Below are 19,684 nucleotides of genomic sequence, written 5' to 3'. Positions count from 1 at the left end.
GGTCAGCCGGCCTCGGCGGCGAGGACGACCGAGCGGGAGAGCGAGCGCGGCCGGTCCGGGTCCAGGCCGCGGGCCTCGGCGCGGGCGACGGCGAGCCGGTGCAGCAGGACGAGGTGGGCGAGCGGGTCCAGGTCGGCGGTGACAAGCTCGGCGCCGGTCTGCGCCACCTCCTCGGCCATCCCGTCCGGGACCGGGCCGAAGACCCAGGTCAGGCGGCCGGGCTGGGCGATGGCGATCGGCCCGTGCCGGTACTCCATGGCCGGGTAGGACTCCGTCCAGGACTGGGAGGACTCGCGGAGCTTCAGGGCCGCCTCGTGCGCCAGCCCGACCGTCCAGCCGGTGCCGAGGAAGGTGATCTGGTCCGCCGCGACCCACGCCGGGGGCAGCTCGGCGGTCAGGGCCCGCTCGGCGTCGGCCACCGCGGGGGCGAGGTCCTGCCCGAGGCTGGCGCGCAGCAGGACCAGGGCGGAGGTGGCGAACCGGGTCTGCACCACGGAACGCTCGTCGGCGAAGGGCAGGACGATCTCGTGGTCGGCGTGCTGGGCGGCCGGCCCGCCGGCGACGGCGGTGATGAGCACCGACGGGGCGGCTGTCGCGGCGAGGAGCTGGGTGATCTCCGTCGTGGTCCCGGAGCGGGAGATCGCGACGATGCGGTCGTAGTCACGCCCGGCGGGGACCTCGGTGGCGGTCCAGGCGTCGGTGAGGCCCTGCCCGCTCTGCTCCCGCAGGACGGCGTAGCTCTGTGCCATGAACCAGGAGGTGCCGCAGCCGACGACGGCGACGCGCTCGCCGGCGTGCGGCAGCCCCTCGACCGTCGGGGCCAGGGCGACGGCTCGGCGCCAGGTCTCCGGCTGCGACGCGATCTCCCGGCTGGTCTCCTGCCCCACGGCATCTCCTCTGATCGTTTCCGCGTGTTACTCGCTCTAACAATGCACTTTAGATCATGACCCGTCAACCGTCGCCGGGCGCACCGGCCCCGCCGGGCCGGGTGCCCCCGGCGCCGGTCCGCGCGCCGCCGCTCCTCGATCTGGGTATCCGGCTCCTCGGTGGCCGGCCGGTAGCCTGCGACCAGACGGAGAGGAAGCGATGAACCGCCACGACAGGCTGAACGCCCTGCTCGAGCTCGTGATGGCGCGCGACGGCGTGCACATCGACGAGATCATCAGCGAGCTGGGGGTCTCGGCGGCGACCGCGCGGCGCGACCTCGACGCCCTGGCCGAGCAGCAGCTGATCACCCGGACCCGCGGCGGCGCGGCGCCGCACCCGGGGTCCTCCGACCTGCCGCTGCGGTACAAGACCGCCCGCCGGGCCGCCGAGAAGGGCCGCATCGCCAGGGCGGCGGCCGCCATGGTCCACCCCGGGGAGGTCATCGCCTTCAACGGCGGGACGACGACGACCGAGGTCGCCCGGGAGGTGGCGACCAGCCCGGAGCTGGCCGCGGCGCGGGACCAGCCGGTCGTCGTCGTGACCAACGCGGTGAACATCGCCAACGAGCTCACGGTCCGCCCGCACGTCCGGGTGGTGGTGACCGGCGGCGTCGCCCGCACGCAGAGCTTCGAGCTGATCGGGCCGCTCGCCGAGCTGATCCTCGGCGAGATCTCCATCGACACCCTCTTCCTCGGCGTCGACGCCGTGGACCCCGACGCCGGCGCCGCCGCCCACAACGAGGGCGAGGCCAGCATCAACGCCAAGCTCGCCGCGCGGGCCCGGCGGGTGGTCGTCGTCGCCGACGCCAGCAAGCTGGGCCGCAGCGCCTTCGCCCGCATCTGCGGCCCGGAGGGCATCGACGTGCTGCTGACCGACGACTCGGTCGGCGCCGACCTCGCCGACCGGTTCGACGCCGCGGGCATCGAGGTGGTGCGGGCCTGAGCCCGCGCGTCAGCCCAGGTCCGCCCAGGCCGAGCCGGCCGCGCCGAGCGCGACGGTCGCCACCTCGCCGTCGGGCAGCGTGACCCGGGCCGACTGCGGCTCGAGGGTGGAGTTCACCGCCACCCAGCAGCCGGCGTCGGGGAAGGCGGCCACGTCCACCGCCGGGTTGTCCGACCACCACGCCGGCGTCCGCTCGTGCCCGGCGGCCCAGAGCACGGCCCGGTGCAGCAGCCGGGCGTTGTCGGGGGTGTAGGGCAGGCCGGCGAGGTAGACGCTGCGGCCGGCGCCGTAGCCGTGCGTGGCTACCTGCACCTCCGCGTCGTAGCGCAGCACCTGGGTGGCCGGTCCGGTCGGGTAGACGTTGCGGGCGCCCTCCCCGGTGGCCGGGGCGCCGGGCAGGTCGGCGGTAACGAAGTGGTCGTCGTGGCGCGGCTCGGCGTACTTGTCGGTGCTCAGCGACAGGCCGACCTCCTGGTCCACCCCGAGGACGTCCGCGAGCTGGAAGGTGCGCCCGCCGCGCAGGTGCGCGGACGGCTCGCCGATGCCGACGAGCCCGCCGCCGGCGTGCACCCAGGCGCGCAGCGCCGTCGTGAGGCGGGGGTCGGCCCAGACCTCCCCGCCGGAGAACGCGGTGCCGGCGGCGCCCGCGTTGAGGACCACGTCCACGCCGTCGGGCACCCCGGCCGTCATCACCTCCGCGAAGGAGAGGAAGGTGACGTCCACCGGCAGCCCGGCCAGGGCCTCGATCGCGCCGAGGTAGGTGTAGGTCTGCTTGTAGTGCATGGCGTGCGCGACCATGAACGTCTGCCAGGTGCGCAACCGGCCCCAGTGGTTGAGCACCGCCACCCGCACCGGCGCGGTCCACGGGGCGGTGCCGGCGGCGCGGTCGTGCAGGGTGCGGAACTCCTCGGCGACCTGGGCGGCGTAGTCGAGGAAGTCGGGGAACCGGGCGGCGAGCGAGACGTACCCGCCGTAGCCGATCCGGTCCAGCGGCTTGCGCAGCATGGCGCGGCGGGCGTCCACCCAGCACTGCCGGGCCTCCCCCAGCGGGTCCCCGCCGGGCCGGAAGACGTCGGGGAAGAAGTAGGGCAGGAGGCGGCCCTCGGTGTACCGCACGCCGGGGATGTCGCTGATCATCCGGGTGGTGGCGGCGCTGCCGACCGAGCCGACGACGGCGTCAAGGCCGAGGCCGGCGAAGTGCTCGCCGTACGGCTCGGTGCCGATCCAGTTGTCGCCGAGGAACATCATCGCCTCCTTGCCGGCGGCGTGGACCTCCGCGACCAGGGCGCGCACCTTCTCGGCGACGAACCGCTGCTGGAACGCCAGCCAGTCCCGGAAGGGCTTGCTCGGCACCCGGAACGGGGAGCTGTGGTAGCCGGCGTCGACCAGGTCCTCCGGCCGCAGCCGGTACCCGTGCTCCGCGGCGAAGGCATCCAGCGCGATGGTGGAGACCGAGGCGGTGTAACCGAACCAGTCGACGAGCTTCTCCTCGGCCCGGTCGTTGAAGACGAGGGTGAAGTGGTAGAAGAACGTGGTGAACCGGACGACGTCGACCTCCGGGTGCGCGGCCAGCCAGGTGCGCAGCGACGTCACCATGTGGTCCCACGTCTCGGGGTGGCGGGCGTCGTAGGGCATCTCCTTGGCCCGGCCGGTGCCCTGCCAGTGGTTGGTCAGGTAGTTGTACATCTGGGTCGGGTCCCACAGCTGCCAGGCCAGGAACGTCACGGTGTACTCGTGCCAGGGGGTGGCGCCGGTGACCCGGACGGTGCCGTCGGCGGTGACGGCCCAGCGCTCCGGCGGGACGACGGCGCCGGTGGTGCGGTCGATGACCTCCCACCACTCGGCCGGGTCGTGCTCGACGTCGGGGCGCACCTGCTCGGCGAAGTAGCCGGCCATCGGGTCGATGGTCAGCTCCTCGGCGGTGGCGGTGACCCGCTCGGAGAGCAGGTAGATCTGCTGGAGCTGGTCGGGGTGGGCCTGGGCCCACTCCTGGTCCCCCCGGGCGACGAAGTAGGTCGCGTAGACCTTCTCCACCATGTCGGCGGCGCCGGCCGGCAGCTCGGTGCCGTCGCTGTTGCGCACCGCGTCGGCGCCCAGCCGGGCGATCAGGTCGAGGGACGCCTGCTCGGCGCCGACCTCGGTGGGCAGGGTGACTCGACCGCGTGACATGGGGCTCCCTCGGGACCGGACCGCCGGCACGGCGGCACTCCGGCAACGTACGCATGAGCGTGATCTAGAGTCAACGCGATCGATCAACTTCTGTCATTAGTACCTGAGGATGGTCCCCATGGCCCTGGGCGTCAGCGGAGCCTCGGGAGGTTCACGGCGTCCCGGCGCTTCCGTCCCTCACGACGGCGTCCCGGCGTCGCCCGCTCGGCCCGCCGCCGCTCGGCCCGCCGCCGCTCAACCCGCCGCGGCGCGGAGCGTGGCCAGGCAGGTGGCCCAGTCCAGCCGCTCCTGCTCCAGCCGCACGTCCCCCTCGTCGCGCAGGACGGCGAGGACCTCCGCCTCGGCCGGGGTGAGCCGGGCGACGTCGGCCCGGCTGGGCGTGGGCTCGGGCACCCACAGGTCCCGGTGGGCCTCCAGGGTGGCGCGGTCCATCAGGACCGAGACCGCCGCCGGGCAGGCTCCGCGGAGCCGGTCGAGGATGGCGAAGCCGTGGCTGTCCAGGTCGCCCCAGTAGAGGACGCGCCCGTCCCGCACCCAGGAGATCTCGCCGAGCCGCTCGACGGCGTAGCCCGAGCCGTGCACGGCGACCGCGCCGGGCAGCGGGGGCAGGGCCACCACCGACTCCAGGTTCTCCGCTACCAGCACCGTGCGCGGCGCGATGCCCAGCGCGTCGAGCTGCGCCACCGGGGCGGCGACGTCGGTCAGCCCGCCGGGGGCGAGGGCCGGGTCGAGGAAGCGCACGCGCACCAGGTCCGGCGGGTGGGCCAGGCCCAGGTCGGTGCTGCCGGTGATGGCCCCGACCAGCCCGGTGACCAGGCCGCGGTGGTGCCCGACCCACTTGGTGTCGACGCCGCGCACCGGCAGCTGGCGGACGTAGAGCCCGGAGCCGGGGTGGGCGACGAGCCAGCGGAGCACCTCCTGCAGTCGCCAGAAGTCGGCGTCGTCGAGGTCGGTGAGGGCGCGGGCCTGGCGGCGCACCTCCGTGGGCACGGCGCTCGCCGCAACACCGCCCGCCGCGGCATCGTCCGCCGCGGCGCCGCTCGGCGCGGCGTCGCCCGCCAGCGCACCCACCGGCCCGGCCCACTCGCCGACGAGCGCCGCCGTCCGCTCCCGGAGCACCCGCCAGTGCGGGGACCGGCCGGCGAGCCGGGCGACGTCGGCCGGGTCGGTGACCCGGAGGCGTTCCGGGACGTCCTGCGCGCCGACGCTCGCCCAGCGACGCCGTCCCCACTGCACGCCCGGGGCGCCGGCGTCGCGCCAGGACCGGACCCAGGCGACGGCCGACCGCTCGTCCGCGAGCGCGTCGGCCTCGGTGGGCGGGTGCAGCGGGAGGTCGAGCACGGGCGCGCCGTCGAGCTCACCGAGGGCGGCGGCGACGGCCCAGGCCGCGCCGTGCCGGTCGTACCTGCGGCGGGCCGCCTCCCGGGCGGCGGCCACGGTGACCATCGCGCGCCTCACGGCCGCGTTCCCCTCACGACAGGTCGAGCGGGAGGGTGTCGACGACGACGCCCCCGCCGTCGGGCGAGCGGCCCTCGTCGCCGGGCCGGCCGCCGTCGGCCTGGACGCCGACAGCAGCGCCGATGCGGCTGTCCGCGCCGCTCCGGCCGTTCGCGCCGTCGGCGCCGGCGCCGACCCCGTCCTCGGCCAGCGCAGTGACCAGGCTCGCGTCGTCGACGGAGACCACGCCGACGGTGGACTGCTGCCGGTCGCGGCACACCGCCAGCCCGATCCCGCCGACGTACTCCTCCAGGGTCTGGAGGAGCTTGAGCGGGGTGGCGAGGACCATGTGGAAGCCGAACTCGGCGAAGATGTCCATCGCCATCCGGGTGAAGGTGGCATCGGCCTTGTCGAAGGCCTCGTCCAGGATGACCGTGCCGTAGCTGGGCACCTCGGCGCCGTCGGTCGCGAGCTGGTAGCGCAGCGCCGCGGCGAGGCAGAAGACCACCAGCTTCTGCTTCTGCCCGCCGGAGAGGCCGGAGCCGGAGTCGTGCACGCTGACGACCGCCCCGGCCTCGTCCACCTCGTAGGCGGTGAAGCGGACGTGCCGGCGGGTGTCCAGGCACAGGTCCTGCCAGGCGCGGTCCCCGCTCTCCGAGGAGGTCAGCCGTCCCATGATCCGGGCGAGCACGGTGTAGGTCGCCTCGGCCGAGGCGCGGTCGTGGTCCTGCCAGGAGTCCGAGGCGATGGTCTGCAGGTCGGCGAGGAACTCCTTGGCGGCCGCGGAGCGGTTGTCCGTCACCCGGATCTGCAGGTACCGGCCGACGTCGAAGCGGGAGCGGCGCAGCGAGGTGTTGACCGGGGCGATGCGGTCCCGGATCTCCCCCGGCGCGCGGCGGATCTCGCTGGCGAGCTGGCCGACGTTGCGCCGGGACTGGCTCTCCAGCAGGTCGAAGAACCGCTGCTCGAACTCTGGCAGCCGGTCCGCCCGGAGCCGGTCGAGGATCTGCAGGAAGCCGCCGCGGTCCGCCACGTGCGCGGTGAGGTTGCCGGCCAGCGCGGGCCACCGGCGCAGGAAGGCGCCGGCCATCTCCAGGATCCGCTTCTCGGCGTCCTGGGCGGCCTCGGTCGCGGCCTTCTGCTCGGCGGCCAGCCCCTTGGCCACCCGGACGGCGATGTCGTCGATCGTGCGGTGGGTGATGCTGCGCGCGTGCTTGCTGGCGTGGAAGCGCCGCTCGAGCTCCTCCTGGTGCGGGAGCGGGACGCCGTCGGCGACGGCGGGCCGCAGCTCAGCGAGGACCCGGTCGATCTGGTTGAGCCGGGCCCGGGCCTCGGCGACGGCGCCGCGCCGTGCCTGCTCCGCCTCCTTGGCGGCGGCGAGGTCGGCGGTGGCCCGGTGCTCCGCGGCCTCGGCGGCGCGCAGGTCGGTGTTGCCCAGGCGCAGCTCGTCGAGCCGGGCCTGGTTGCGGAGCAGGGCGTCCTCGGCGGCGCCGACGTCCAGGTCGGCCCACCCGCGCCGCTCCAGCGTGCGCAGCACGTCGGCCCGGCGCTGGGCGCCCACCCGGGCGCGCTCGGCGTCGGCCAGGCGCCTGTCGACGGCGGCCAGCTCGGCCTCCACCGCCCTCCGTCGGGCCAGGAAGTGCTCCACCTTGTCGGCGTTGTCGAAGCCGAGCACCCACCGGGCCCGGTCGTCGACCCGGAACCGGTCGTCCTTCTCGTACCGGCCGCGGCCGCGCTTGACCTGCCCGGCCCGGGTCACGGCGCGGTCGTGGCGGTGCAGCTCGGCCGGGCCGGCGACGCAGGCGTAGTCGTAGGAGCGGGAGAGCGTGGCGTGCAGCCAGGCGGCCATCGGGCCGGGGGCGACCTCGACGCGGTGGACCAGCGACGTCTCGGCGGCGACCGGGCGGGGCGGCTCGACCTCGGTGGGCACGGCCTCGAAGACGAGCCGGGTCCCGAGGTGGACGCCGTCGACGGCGGCCGCGACCCGCTCCCGGTGCGCGGCCGGGACGAGCATGACGGTGGCCAGCGGCCGCAGGACGCGCTCGATGGCGCCGGTCCAGTCCGCGTGCTCGGGCCGGACCTGCACCAGCTCGCCGGCGAAGGGCAGGGTCGCGGGGGTCAGGCCGGTCTCCTGGCAGACCAGGCGGCGGGCCTGCAGCAGGCGGGCGTCGAGGTTGGACCGCACGCCCTTGAGGGCGGTCAGCTCCTCCGCGACGGCGGCGAGCCGGGTCTGGACCTCGGCGCGGGTCTCGTACAGGGCGCCGACCTGCTCGCGGGCCTGGTCCTGGGCGCGGGCCAGCCCGGCGAGCTCGGTGCGGGCGGTGGCCCGCAGCTCCTCGTACTCGGCGAAGGTCTCCGGCAGGGCGATGCCGACGGCGGTCAGGTCCTCGGCGAGCTCGGCCCGGCCCTTGCGCACGGCGGCCAGGTGCTGGGCGTCGAGCTCGACCTGCTTCTTCTGCACCGCCAGGGCGTCCCCGCCGCGCTCGGCGACCAGCCGGCGGGCCTGGTCCAGGGCGGTGTCGGCGTCGGCGGTGGTGGCCTCGGCGGCAGCGAGGCCGTGCTCGGCGGTGCGCAGCTCGGACTCGGCGGTGCTGCGCTCCTGCTCGGCCAGGTCGAGCTTCCAGGCGTTCTTGAACGGCTCCAGGGCGGCGGAGAGGCGCTCGGCGGCCGCGGCGGCTTCGATGTGCTCGTCGTAGGCGCGGGCCTGCGGCTCGAGCGCGGCGAGGTGGTCGACCTGCTGGCGCGCCTCGACGACGAGGGTGTGCGCCTGGGAGAGCTCGGCGAACTGCTCGACGGCGGTCTCGGCCATCTTCCGGGTGCGCGGCTCGTCGAGCATGAAGCTGCGGAAGAGGTCGTCGAGGTTCTCCAGGCTCTTGGCGGACTGGGTCTTGTGCAGCAGGACCAGGGCGTTCTCCCCGGCGATCCCCAGGATCCGGCAGAACCGGGCGGCGAAGGTGGAGTGCTTGTCGGTGACCGTGGCCTGCGGCCAGTGCGCCTTGATCCGGCGCACGTCCAGCCCGTTGCGGGCGAAGGCCTGGAAGTCCAGGAGGTCGACGTCCTCCTGGAGCAGCACGTTCAGCTCGGTGGCCTCGGCCGGCGTGTTCGCCCCGCGGCGCAGGTGGTAGAGCTTGACCAGGCTCACCGTCCGTCCACGGCCGTCGGCGTAGCGCAGCAGGATCCCGCTCCAGGTGGCGCCCGGGCGGAGGTACTCGCTGACGATCTCGCCGGTCTCCTCGTCCGCCTGGCGCCGCCATGCCCCGCGGACGTAGCTGGCGGTGGTCCGGTCCGCCCGCCGGCTCGCGCCGTCGGCCGCGGCGGCGTTGAACCGGAGCTTGCCGCGCGGGACGAGGACGGCGGCGACGGCGTCGACCAGGGAGGACTTGCCCGACCCGGAGGCGCCGGTGAGCAGGAAGCCCTTGCGGGCGAGGTCGAGGCGGTGGTGGCCGTCGAACGTGCCCCAGTTGACCAGCTCGATGCGGTCCAGCCGCCACTGGCCCGGGTGCTCCACGACGTCGGTGCTCACGTCTCTCCCTCGTCCTCGCCGGGAACCGGCGTCCCGTCCTCGCCCGGTGCCGGCGTCCCGTCCTCGTCCGGTGCCGGTCTCGGCCCATCATGGGACGTGCCACCGACATCGCCGATCGCCGCGCCCGTGACAGCCGACCGGACGCCGTCGCTCGCGACGTCGTCGGTGCCAGGGTCGACCCCGCCGTCGTCGCCCGCGGCGTCGTCGGTGGTCGGCCCGGCCGGTGACCCGGTGCTGCCCGGGGTTCGGCCGCCGTCGGCCAGCCGCGCGTACTCGGCCTGGACGGCGGCGATCTCCTCGGCGCCGAAGACCAGCCGCAGGACCGGGGAGATCTCGTAGCGCCCCTCGGTGCTGGTCCGGGCGAGGATGCCGTACTGCTCGAGCTTGCGCCAGGAGGCGTTGATCCGCTTGCCGAACATGGCCGGGTCGGCGTTGTCCCGGCCGCGGTAGACCTGGAGCTGGTCGCTGACCTCGTCCTGGCCGACGATGACCCGCTCGCTCCCGGCGGACTGGAGCAGCAGCTGGCGCAGGTGCAGCACCAGCGCGGTGTCCATGAACGTCATCGGCGCGGACCGGACCACCCGCGGGGCGTCGAGGCCGCCGGTGTCGGCGTTGCGGACGAACGCCACCTGCGCCTCGGTGTCGACGACGAGGTCGAGGAAGACGTCGGCGAGGCGGGAGCGGATGGCCGCCTCGTCGTTCAGGACGGCGCGCCACAGGTGGCCCTGCCGGTCGGCGGAGACGTAGGGCCCGCGGAGCAGCTGGACGAGGGCGCGGCGCGAGGGCTCCCGCAGCGTCCCGGTGTCACCGGGCCACAGGCCGCCGTCGGCCGGTGCCTGATCGGCGAGGACGCCCTCGCCGGCGTCGGTGAGGCCGGGACCGGTGAGGCCCGCGTCGGTGACGTCGGCGCCGTCGGTCTCGGTCACGGAACCGCCTCCTCGAACAGGTGCAGCGGGACGGACCCGACGCGCGGCACCCCGGTGCCGGAAACCCACCGCACGGTCTCGGCGCCGGTCAGCGCCGCGCCGTGCTGCTCGGCCAGCACCAGCAGCCCGACGACGCTGGCCACCCCCTGGGTGGCGGGGTGCTCGGCGAGGACCTCCCCGATGGTGACCGGACCGCGGCGCCGGAGCACGTCGTTGACGTTGCGGGTGAGCTCCTTGAGGTCGATCTCCGAGGCGCGGGCGAGCTCGCGGAGCCGGGCGACGTCGACCGGCGGGGCTTCCCGGGCGGTGACGTCCTCGACGGTCTCGGAGTCGGCCGGGTTGTGCGGGCGCAGCACGGCGACGGAGTCCAGCGGCACCGCGCTGAGGTCCAGGGTCAGGGAGGTGCGGCGGAAGGGCGGGACCTCCTCGGACAGCCGCATGGCCTCGCCCAGCGCCTGGCGCAGCAGGGTGTTGATCCGGCGGTCCTCCTGGAACTGCTGGCTCTGCACGAACCGGCGCAGGGACCGGCTGAACGCCGTCATGACGTCGTGGATCTCGCCGCTGCTGTCCTGCAGGGCGGGCAGCATCCGGCGCAGCACCCGGGCCTGCTCGGCTGTGAGCCCGTCGGCGAAGGCCCGCTCCAGGACGTTGGCGACGTCGTCCTCGAACGCCGTCGCCCGCTCCGCGTCCAGGACCAGGGAGTAGAACCCGTTGAAGCTGCGGCCGGCGTCGGACTCGGCGAGGTGGTCCACGCCGCGGAAGATGTCCTCCAGCACCGCGCCGCGGGTCTCGGCCTGCTCGATCAGCCGCTCCCGCAACGACCGGTTGATCTGCTCCATCTCGGCCCGCACCCGGGCGAAGTCCGCCGGGATCTCCGCGGCCAGCCCGAGGATGTCCAGCACCCGCTCCATGGCCCGGTCGGCGGGCAGCACCTCGAAGTCCCCGGCGGCCACCCGCTCGATCTCGGCGTCCAGGCGGTCCCGCTGCTCCCGGAGCGCGGCGAGCCGGGAGGTGGCGTCGGGGTCGGTCTCGACGGCGAGGGCCCGGACCCGCTCGAGGATGAGGGACAGCCGGGACTCGGTGACGCTCTGGCGGGGTGCGGCGAGCTGGTTGACGAACCGGATGGCGGTCAGCGCGCCCTCGGACAGCTCGAAGGTCTCGTCCCGGGCGCCCTCGGCGGCGCGGCGGATGAGGAAGCCGGCCTCGCGCCAGGCGGCGCAGTAGGCCTGGGCGGTCTGCGGGAGGTCCAGGCCGTGGTCGCGCAGCAACGCCAGGTCCTCCTCCACCCGCTCGAAGAGCACCGGGGCGGGCAGGCGCTTGTCCTCGCCCGCCAGGTGCGCGCCGAGGATGGCAACCATGGGTCCGGCGTGCTGGGCGCGCAGCAGCGACCAGGCCGGGCTCTCCGCGATCAGCCGCTGCGCGGCCAGCGCGCTGTGCAGCACGCTCACCCGCACGACTCTATGGGCTGGGACCGACACGGCCGTGCCGCCGCGACGGCATGGCCGTGCCGCCGCGTCGGCCCGGCCGTGCGGGGCGCGCTCTCTGGCCTCTCCGCGGTCCGGGTGCTTATCGGGCTCGACCGCCGCGCGTGCGGCTCTATGCTTCCTGCTATGCCGCAGTATCGGATCCGCGAGGCGGGCCGGCTCCTCGGGGTCAGCGACGACACCGTCCGCCGGTGGGTGGACGAGGGCACGCTGGAGTCGACCACCGACGGGTCGGGCCGGAAGGTGGTCGACGGCGCCGACCTCGCCGCGCACGCCCAGCGGCTGGCCGCCCGGGCCGCCGCGCCGGCGGCCGACGGCGTGGGCCGCTCGGCCCGGAACCGGTTCACCGGGCTCGTCACTCGCGTCGTCACCGACACGGTGATGGCCCAGGTGGAGCTCCAGTGCGGGCCGTACCGGGTCGTCTCGCTGATGAGCAGCGAGGCCGCGGCCGAGCTCGGCCTCGAGCCGGGCAGCCTCGCCACGGCGGTGGTCAAGGCCACCAACGTCATCGTCGAGACGCCGCCGCGGGGGTCCTGATGGACGGCAGCCACCCCTCGGCCACCGCCACCGACATGGCTACCCCCTCCGCGGCCGGCGCCGGCCCCGCCACCACAGTCGGTCCGCCCGGCGCCATGTCCCGCACCGGTACCAGCACCAGCACCAGCACCAGCGGCCGCCGCCTCGTCCGCGGCCGGCTCGTCGCCGCGGCGGCCCTGGCCCTGCTCCCCGCCCTCGCGGCGTGCGGGGGGTCGGCGGCAGACCCGGGCACGGGCGCGGCCGACTGGACGGCGGGCACCCCCGCGGGCACCGCAACCGAGGCAGCCGGAGAGTCGCCGTCGGGCGAGCTCACGGTCTTCGCCGCGGCCTCGCTGACCCGGGTGTTCACGGACATCGCCGAGACGCTGGAGGCGCAGCACCCCGGGGTGCGCGTCACGTTCTCCTTCGCCGGCTCCGCGGACCTGGTCGCGCAGGTTGGCGCCGGCGCGCCGGCCGACGTCCTCGCCACCGCCGACGAAACCACCATGGCGGACGCCGTCGCCGCGGGCGTGGTCGCCGCCGAGCCGACGATCTTCGCCGAGAACGTGCTGACCCTGGTGGTGCCGCCGGGCAACCCGGCGGGCGTCACCGGCCTGGACGCCAGCCTCGACGAGGCCCACCTGGTCGTGTGCGCGCCGCAGGTGCCCTGCGGGGCGGCCACCGCCCAGCTCGCCGACCGCGCGGGCGTCACGCTGGCACCGGTGAGCGAGGAGTCCAGCGTCACCGACGTGCTCGGCAAGGTCACCGCCGGCCAGGCCGACGCCGGCCTCGTCTACACCACCGACGCCACGGCGGCCGGGGACGCGGTCGAGGTCATCGCGGTCCCCGGCGCCGCCGAGGTGGTCAACCGGTACCCGCTCGCCGTCCTGGCCGACGCCGAAGACCCCGGCCTCGCCCGGCTCTGGGTCGAGACGGTCACCGGCGAGCAGGGCCGCCAGGTCCTGGCCGACGCCGGGTTCCGGCTGCCATGACCGGGCCGGGTCCGGAGGGCACCGGGCCGCCGCCGGCGGCCGCGCGGGCAGCCGGTCCCCGGGCGCCCGGGCACCGGGCGACCGGGCAACGGGCGACGGGTCCCGGCGCCGGCCTGCCCCGCTGGGTCTTCCTGCCCGCCACGATGGGTCTGCTGCTCCTGGCCGTGCCGGTGCTCGGGATGCTGGCCCGCGTCCCGTGGACGCGGCTGCCCGCGCTCCTCACCTCCGAGGCGTCCCTCGCCGCGCTGGCCCTGAGCCTGCGGACCTCCGCCGCGGCGACCGTCCTCGTCGTCGTCCTCGGGGTGCCCCTGGCCCTGGTCCTGGCCCGCACCCGGCTGCCGGGCCGGCGGGTGCTCCGCACGCTCGTCCTGCTGCCGCTGGTGCTGCCCCCGGTCGTCTCCGGCCTCGCGCTGCTGACCACGCTGGGCCGGCGCGGCCTGCTCGGCGGGCACCTGGAGGCCCTCGGGATCGACATCGCGTTCACGACGGCGGCCGTGGTCCTGGCCCAGACCTTCGTCTCCCTGCCGTTCCTCGTCATCTCCCTCGAGGGGGCGGTCCGCACGGCCGGCCGGCGGCACGAGGAGGTCGCGGCCACCCTCGGGGCCCGGCCCACCACCGTGCTGCGGCGCGTCACCCTCCCGCTGCTCGCGCCGGCGCTGGCGTCGGGCACCGCGCTGGCCTTCGCCCGGGCGCTCGGGGAGTTCGGCGCCACGCTGACGTTCGCCGGCTCGCTGCAGGGCGTCACCCGGACCCTGCCGCTGGAGATCTACCTCCAGCGCGAGACCGACCCCGATGCCGCGCTCGCCCTGTCCGTCCTCCTCATCGCCGTCGCCGCCGTCATGGTGCTGATGACGCAGCGCGGTCGGGCGGCGGCGGTCCGATGACCGAGCCGCCGGGCCGGACGGGCGTGCGCACCGGGCCGTCGGGCCCCGCGGCCCCGTCCCCTGATGGTCCGTCCCCTGATGGTCCGCCCCCTGACGGCCGGGGCACCGGCCTGGCGGTGCACGCGGCCGTCGCCGACCGTGACGTCCGGCTGGACGTCGACCTCCCCGCCGGGCAGGTCCTCGGCGTGCTCGGCGCGAACGGGGCCGGCAAGTCCACGCTGCTGGCGCTGGCGGCCGGGCTCCTCCGCCCGACGGCCGGGGCGGTGACGATCGCCGGCCGGGTGGTGGCCGACGCCCGGACCTGGTTGCCGCCGCACGGCCGGCGGGTCTCGCTGCTGGCCCAGGAGCCGCTGCTGTTCCCCCACCTGACCGCGCTGGAGAACGTCGCGTTCGGGCCGCGCGCCACCGGTGCGGGGCGCCGGGCCGCCGCCGCGCTGGCCCGGGAGCGGCTGGCGCAGGTCGGCGCGGCCGAGCTGGCCGGGCGGCGGCCGGGCCAGCTCTCCGGCGGGCAGGCCCAGCGGGTCGCGCTGGCCCGCGCCCTGGCCCCGGACCCGGCGGTGGTCCTGCTGGACGAGCCCCTCTCGGCGCTGGACGTCGAGGCCGCCGCCGCCATGCGCCAGCTCCTCCGGGAGGTGCTGCGGGCGGCCCGCCGCACCGCGGTCCTGGTGACCCACGACCTGCTCGACGTCCTGGCCGTGGCCGACGCCGTCGTCGTCCTGGAGCACGGCGCGGTGGTCGAGGAGGGGTCGACGCTGGAGGTGCTCACCCGCCCGCGGTCCGGGTTCGCCGCGTCCCTGGCCGGGGTGAACCTCCTGCCCGGCCGGCTCCGGCCCGACGGCGCGGTGATCGTGCCGCCCGCGGCACCCGTCCGCGCGGGGACGCCGACGGCGGGACCCGAGCTGGTCCTGCACGGCCTGGTCGACCCCGCCTGCCGGGCGGGGGCGGCGGTGGCGGCCTCGGTCGCGCCGCGTGCCGTCTCCGTCCACCGTGACCCGCCCGGTGGCAGTCCCCGCAACACGGTGCCGGTGACGGTGCTCGGGCTGGAGCAGCAGGGCGAGCTCGTCCGGGTGCGGACCGTGACCGACGGCGGGCACCGGCTCGCCGCCGACATCACGCCCACGTCGGTGGCCGGGCTCGGCCTGGCGCCTGGCATGCGGGTCCTTCTCGCGGTGAAGGCGGCGGAGGTGGCGGTCTACCCGGCCTGAGATGCGGGTCCCCGGCACGGGCTGGGTCGACAGACCGGCTGGGTCGGGGATCAGTCAGGCCACTCTGTATCGGCAGGGTTGACAAGGTTACTTGTGGCAACCCCACTTGTGCCGTGGGGTCGGAGCCGATCATCTTGGACAGTGCCCAGCGGCACGGCTTCATCGCCATCGCTCACACGATTCGCCAGGCCGGCTCCAAGCATCTGAGGTGAATCCCTATGGCTCGACGCTCCATGGACGACATCAAGGCTCGCGCTGACGAGTTGGCTGACGTCTTCGAGAGCTACGACCCGAAGCCCGGTGACCGGGATGCCGCGCTGCCGCCCGCGATGGCTGTCAGGCTCGCCGCCTGGCGGCGGGACGCGGCGGAGCGCGACCTCGCTGACGCGGTGCGCGCGGCACGCGAGCAGCGGCTGTCCTGGCGCGAGGTCGGTGCGGCGATCGGCACCAGCGGCGAGGCGGCTCGCCAGGGCTACGGTGCCAGTGCCTAGCCTTTTAGCATCCCGGCGAGCACGACCGCCTGGTTGTGCTCGGCGTCCTTCGCGCCGTAGACCAGCGTCAGGTCCGGGTGCTCGCGGGCGAGCTGCTCGAGCTCGTCCCAGGCCGGGTTCCCGGCCAGCTCGGCCCGGTAACGCTCGGCGAACTCGGCGAAGCGTGCCGGGTCGTGCCCGAACCACCGCCGCAGCTCGGTGGACGGCCCGACCTCCTTGAGCCAGCGGTCGATCCGGGCGTCCGCCTTCCGTACCCCCCGCGGCCAGACCCGGTCGACGAGGACCCGGTACCCGCCGTCGTCGGGGGCAGGGTCATAGACGCGTGCCAGCCGAACACCCATCACGCCATGGTGGCACGCAGGGCGCGGCCGCGGCCGGCGGGCGAGGCGCCGTCGGCCGGTGGATGGCGCTCGACCGGCGATGCGCAGAGCTTCCTGCGGCTGTGGTCCTGCCTCTCCACCACCCGCAAGCACCACCAGAACCAGTGGACCGTGCTGCGCGACTCTTCGCCGGCAGCCCCTGGGCGCTGCGGCCGGTCCGGCGCCCTTACCCACACCCCCTGGCCCAGGCCCGGCGCGCTCGGGCACCCTGGGTCGGTGAGCAAGTCCAAGAACAAGCGCCGCCGTCCCAGCCGGCCCCGCACAACCAGCGACGCCCCGCCGCGCCCGGTGCAGAGCCCGGCCGAGCTGACCGTCCCGACCGCTGGCGATCCCGGTCCCGGCGACCCGGTGGGCAATGAAGGCGGGCAGATCCAGCTGCTCGTCGGCCTGATCGCCACCGGCGCCCTTGACGACCACCTCGGTACCCTCCAGGCTGCCATCTCTCAGCGTCACCGTGACTGCCAACGCACGGCCTCCAACCAGGCCGCCGCACGCCTGCAGATCGGCGACCGCGTGATGCTCAACCACGACGTCCGCCCCCTCTACCTCCACGGCGCCACCGGCACCGTGACCGGCTGGGCGAGCCACAACGTCATCGTCCAGCTCGACAACCCCACCGGCCGCTTCACCACGGGCCAGCTCCGCTGCCCACCGCTCGCACTTCAACGGCTACCTGAATAGTCGCGTGAGCACGTCGAATCAGCAGGCCTCGTAGACGTACCCGCGCTCCCCCGCAGCGACGAGCCGGCGGTCGCGGAGGATCGTCAGCGGCGCCCGGTCGTCGAGCGCGCACACGCCCTGGAAGGTCATCCCCGCCCCGGCGAGCGCGTCCGGGTACTCGACCTGGAGCACGTGGTTCCCGTAGACGGCGGTGTACGCGGCGCACTCGGACCACACCGCGCACTCCTCGGTGACGGCGAAGTCGAACCCGAGGTCGTCCGCGGCGAGCCGCGCGACCTCGGCGGCGTTCTTCTGCGCGACGGCGAGCCCCGCGCCGTGGGCGAGGTCCACGTACGCGCGGGCGAGCGCCAGCGCCCCTTCCTCGTCGATCTGGTCGAAGCGGGTCCAGGTGTCGAGGTTGTCGATCTCCACCGCGTCGAACCCGGCGTCGGCGCATCCCGTGACGACCGGGCCGAGGATCCGGAGGATGCCGGCGCGCTGGTCCTCGGTAGATGGGTCGAGCACGTACTCGTCGGGCCACGCCGGGTCGCTGACGGGAGTGCCCGACGCGTCGTGCAGGAGCAGGTCCTCGTGCTCGCCCAGCCACCGCTCCGCCTCGCCCGGCTGCGTCTGGAAGCCGTTGACGTAGCAGACGCTGTAGGCCCCGGCTAGTGGGGCGGCCGTCGAGTCCCGGACCACGACGTCGACGGCGACCGGCCGGTTGCTGCTGGCGAGCTCGTCGTAGGCGCCGCCGAGCTGGTAGTCGAACGTGCCGCTCGTCGGCGGCAGCTCGTACCCTGCCAGTCCCGCCGTGTCGGACCCTCCGGTGACCGCTGGCTGGGATGCGCCCGGGTCAGGCTCGTCCGTGCCGGGCGCCCGGGCACCGGGTGCGCCCGCGCAGCCGGCCGCCACCAGGAAGAGCGCGGCCGCGGCGGCCAGGGCCCGTCCGTGCGGCACGAGCTCGTTGCACGCTCGCCGTCGCCGCCGCTGGCCGCCGCAAAGCCGGCACCCGCCGCCGTCGTCAGGGGTGGAGCGGCGGATGCGCACCGGCCGGACACCCATCGGGCCATCGTCACACGCAGCACGGGAGCGCCGGCCGTCGTCGTCGGCACGGGCGCGGGCGTGGGCCGGAGCATCGCCCCGGCGGCCGGGAGATCAGCCCAGCGCGATGCCGAGCACCCACTGCCCGAGCGTGAGGACGGTGATGGTGATGAGCACGATGCCGACGATGTTGAGCCACAGGCCCGCCCGGATCATCTGGCTCATCTTGATGTAGCCGGAGCCGAAGGCGATGGCGTTCGGCGGGGTGGCCACGGGCAGCATGAACGCGCACGTGGCAGCCAGCGCCACCGGCACGACGAGCAGCATGACGTCCAGCCCCATGCCCACCGCGACCCCGCCGATGATCGGCAGGAAGGCGGCCGCCGTCGCCGTGTTGGAGGTCAGCTCGGTGAGGAAGATGACGAGCGCGGTCACCGCCACGACGATGAGGATCGCCGGGAGGACGTCCAGGGCGGCGGCCTGCTGGCCGATCCAGGTGCTGAGGCCGGCGCTGGTGAACTGCGCGGACAGGGCCAGGCCGCCGCCGAAGAGCAGCAGGACGTCCCAGGGCAGCTCCTTGGCGCTCTGCCAGTCCAGGAGCGCCACTCCCTCCTTCGGCCGGGCCGGCAGCAGGAAGCACGCCAGCGCGACGACCATGGCGATGAGCTCGTCGGTGATGCCGGAGTCCGGGAACAGCGTGGGCAGGAAGATCCAGGAGAGCGCGGCGGCGATGAACACCAGCCCGACCGTCTTCTCCGGGCCGCTCATCGGCCCGAGGTTCTTCAGCTCGCCCTCGATGGCGGCCCGCCCGCCGGGCAGCTCGCTGATCTCCGGCTTGTACAGCACGTGGGTCAGCAGCCACCAGCAGAACGCGAGGAAGACGACGGACAGCGGCACCCCGAAGAGCATCCACTCCCCGAAGCCGATGGTGATGTCGTGGTTGTCCTGCAGGTAGCCGCGCAGCAGCGCGTTCGGCGGCGTGCCGATCAGGGTGCCGAGGGACCCGATGGACGCGGCGTAGGCGATCCCCAGCATGAGGGAGGTGCCGAAGTTCGAGCCCGCCGTGGACTGCCCCGGCCGCAGCTGGCCGACCAGGGTCAGCACCGACAGGCCGATGGGCAGCATCATCACCGCGGTGGCCGTGTTGGACACCCACATCGAGATGAAGCCGGTGGCGATCATGAACCCAGCGACCAGACGGGTGGGCCGGGTGCCGACGGCGAGCACGGTCACCAGGGCGATGCGCCGGTGCAGGTTCCAGCGCTGCAGCGCCAGGGCGAGGATGAACCCGCCCATGAACAGGAAGATCGTGCCCGAGGCGTAGGGCGGGGCGGTGTCGCCGAACGTGCTGACCCGCAGGAGCGGGAACGCGACGAGCGGCACGAGCGCCGTGGCCGCCAGCGGGATGGCCTCGGTCATCCACCACACGCCCATGAGGACGGCGATCGCGGCGGTCGCCCGGATCGCGTGCGCGCTGGTCTCGATCTCGTTCTCGGCCAGGGCGTCGGCGAGGTCCGGGGCGAGCTGGCCGGGCATCAGGAGGTAGACGACGACGGCCAGCACCAGCCCGCCGAAGAGCCCGACCAGCCGCCGGTTGCGGACCTTGCGGTCCACGGCCGGCGCGCGCATCCCCTCCGCCTGCGACGTGCTCTCGTGGATGTCGGGCGTGGTCATGCCGCTCTCCTGCCTCCGGGTCCGGGTCTCGTGACGCCGATCACCGTAGCGACTCGGTCCGGTGCGGTCCGGCGAACCGGGGGCAGCTTCGCGCTTCCCGACGTCGTACTCGAGCTCGTGGAGTCCCGGACGCGCGCGAGGGGCAGCCGTCGGGAGCGACAAGACGAGGGAGATGGGTGTGTAGATGGGTATGTGAGTTCGGCCTGACCCACGGCCACAGACGAGAAAAGCGGCGCAACCTCAAGGGTTGCACCGCTCCTGCTCAGCGCGCCCGAAGGGACTCGAACCCCCAACCTTCTGATCCGTAGTCAGATGCTCTATCCATTGAGCTACGGGCGCACAGCCTCAAGGGCCAGCGTCGACTCTACCGCGCGGCTTCCGACCCCGACAAACGACCTCCCCGTGAGCGTGCTCACCGGCCGAGGCTCGGCGA

The 19,684-nt window shown here is 74.8% G+C and carries 16 protein-coding genes and 1 tRNA gene; 7 read left to right on the top strand and 10 right to left on the bottom strand.

All coding sequences use genetic code 11. The annotated features are described in order from the left end of the window. Window positions 1-2: 2 nt before the first annotated feature. A complete protein-coding gene (locus tag MF406_RS02510; RefSeq protein WP_242896451.1) occupies window positions 3-887 on the bottom strand; it encodes an SIS domain-containing protein in 885 nt (294 codons plus the stop codon). A gap of 199 nt (window positions 888-1,086) precedes the next feature. Between MF406_RS02510 and MF406_RS02505 the strand changes: the two genes are divergently transcribed. Then, window positions 1,087-1,869, top strand: a complete 783-nt coding sequence (locus MF406_RS02505) for a DeoR/GlpR family DNA-binding transcription regulator (RefSeq protein WP_242896450.1) — start codon at window positions 1,087-1,089, stop codon at window positions 1,867-1,869. Window positions 1,870-1,878: 9 nt separating this feature from the next. On the opposite strand, the gene gnpA is transcribed toward MF406_RS02505, so the two are convergent. From gnpA to MF406_RS02480, 5 genes are all read right to left on the bottom strand, one after another. Further along, a complete protein-coding gene (gnpA, locus tag MF406_RS02500; RefSeq protein WP_242896449.1) occupies window positions 1,879-4,038 on the bottom strand; it encodes a 1,3-beta-galactosyl-N-acetylhexosamine phosphorylase in 2,160 nt (719 codons plus the stop codon). Window positions 4,039-4,272: 234 nt separating this feature from the next. Continuing rightward, the gene (locus MF406_RS02495; RefSeq protein ID WP_242896448.1) at window positions 4,273-5,496 is read right to left on the bottom strand and encodes a Wadjet anti-phage system protein JetD domain-containing protein; all 1,224 of its coding nucleotides are present in this window, start codon (window positions 5,494-5,496) and stop codon (window positions 4,273-4,275) included. A 13-nt stretch (window positions 5,497-5,509) separates the two neighbouring features. Continuing rightward, window positions 5,510-8,998 carry an ATP-binding protein gene (locus MF406_RS02490; RefSeq protein WP_242896447.1) on the bottom strand — a complete coding sequence of 1,163 codons (3,489 nt, stop codon included), beginning with the start codon at window positions 8,996-8,998 and terminating at the stop codon, window positions 5,510-5,512. Next, a complete protein-coding gene (locus MF406_RS02485) occupies window positions 8,995-9,924 on the bottom strand; it encodes a DUF4194 domain-containing protein (RefSeq protein WP_242896446.1) in 930 nt (309 codons plus the stop codon). Before MF406_RS02485 ends, MF406_RS02490 begins: the two co-directional genes overlap by 4 nt. Further along, window positions 9,921-11,372, bottom strand: a complete 1,452-nt coding sequence (locus MF406_RS02480) for a DUF3375 domain-containing protein (RefSeq protein WP_242896445.1) — start codon at window positions 11,370-11,372, stop codon at window positions 9,921-9,923. The genes MF406_RS02485 and MF406_RS02480 overlap by 4 nt, the downstream gene beginning before the upstream one ends. Before the next feature lie 162 nt (window positions 11,373-11,534). On the opposite strand from MF406_RS02480, the gene MF406_RS02475 reads away from it, so the two are divergent. The 5 genes from MF406_RS02475 (at window position 11,535) to MF406_RS02455 (ending at window position 15,496) form a co-directional block, all read left to right on the top strand. Continuing rightward, on the top strand, window positions 11,535-11,945 hold the full coding sequence (locus tag MF406_RS02475; RefSeq protein ID WP_242896444.1) for a molybdopterin-binding protein: 411 nt from the start codon (window positions 11,535-11,537) through the stop codon (window positions 11,943-11,945). A 35-nt stretch (window positions 11,946-11,980) separates the two neighbouring features. Continuing rightward, on the top strand, window positions 11,981-12,916 hold the full coding sequence (modA, locus tag MF406_RS02470) for a molybdate ABC transporter substrate-binding protein (RefSeq protein ID WP_242896443.1): 936 nt from the start codon (window positions 11,981-11,983) through the stop codon (window positions 12,914-12,916). A 143-nt stretch (window positions 12,917-13,059) separates the two neighbouring features. Continuing rightward, on the top strand, window positions 13,060-13,800 hold the full coding sequence (locus tag MF406_RS02465) for an ABC transporter permease (RefSeq protein ID WP_242896442.1): 741 nt from the start codon (window positions 13,060-13,062) through the stop codon (window positions 13,798-13,800). Between the two features lie 116 nt (window positions 13,801-13,916). After that, on the top strand, window positions 13,917-15,005 hold the full coding sequence (locus tag MF406_RS02460) for a sulfate/molybdate ABC transporter ATP-binding protein (protein WP_242896441.1): 1,089 nt from the start codon (window positions 13,917-13,919) through the stop codon (window positions 15,003-15,005). A gap of 233 nt (window positions 15,006-15,238) precedes the next feature. Further along, a complete protein-coding gene (locus tag MF406_RS02455; RefSeq protein ID WP_242896440.1) occupies window positions 15,239-15,496 on the top strand; it encodes a hypothetical protein in 258 nt (85 codons plus the stop codon). Here MF406_RS02455 and MF406_RS02450 read toward each other — a convergent pair. Continuing rightward, a complete protein-coding gene (locus MF406_RS02450; protein ID WP_242896439.1) occupies window positions 15,493-15,837 on the bottom strand; it encodes a DUF488 domain-containing protein in 345 nt (114 codons plus the stop codon). The two genes, MF406_RS02455 and MF406_RS02450, sit on opposite strands and share 4 nt — an antisense overlap. Window positions 15,838-16,092: 255 nt before the next feature. Between MF406_RS02450 and MF406_RS02445 the strand changes: the two genes are divergently transcribed. Next, window positions 16,093-16,557: a hypothetical protein gene (locus tag MF406_RS02445; protein ID WP_242896438.1), complete on the top strand. Its 465-nt coding sequence runs from the start codon at window positions 16,093-16,095 to the stop codon at window positions 16,555-16,557. 18 nt (window positions 16,558-16,575) lie between these two features. Here MF406_RS02445 and MF406_RS02440 read toward each other — a convergent pair whose 3' ends face one another. From MF406_RS02440 to MF406_RS02430, 3 genes are all read right to left on the bottom strand, one after another. After that, window positions 16,576-17,598 carry an endo alpha-1,4 polygalactosaminidase gene (locus tag MF406_RS02440; RefSeq protein ID WP_242896437.1) on the bottom strand — a complete coding sequence of 341 codons (1,023 nt, stop codon included), beginning with the start codon at window positions 17,596-17,598 and terminating at the stop codon, window positions 16,576-16,578. Window positions 17,599-17,691: 93 nt separating this feature from the next. Then, window positions 17,692-19,251: a DASS family sodium-coupled anion symporter gene (locus MF406_RS02435; protein WP_242896436.1), complete on the bottom strand. Its 1,560-nt coding sequence runs from the start codon at window positions 19,249-19,251 to the stop codon at window positions 17,692-17,694. Window positions 19,252-19,517: 266 nt separating this feature from the next. Next, a tRNA-Arg gene (locus tag MF406_RS02430) sits at window positions 19,518-19,590 on the bottom strand. Window positions 19,591-19,684: the final 94 nt, after the last annotated feature.

Origin of the sequence: Georgenia sp. TF02-10 (assembly GCF_022759505.1) — a bacterium.
GTDB lineage: Bacteria > Actinomycetota > Actinomycetes > Actinomycetales > Actinomycetaceae > TF02-10.
This window is presented reverse-complemented; position numbering and strand designations above follow the sequence as displayed.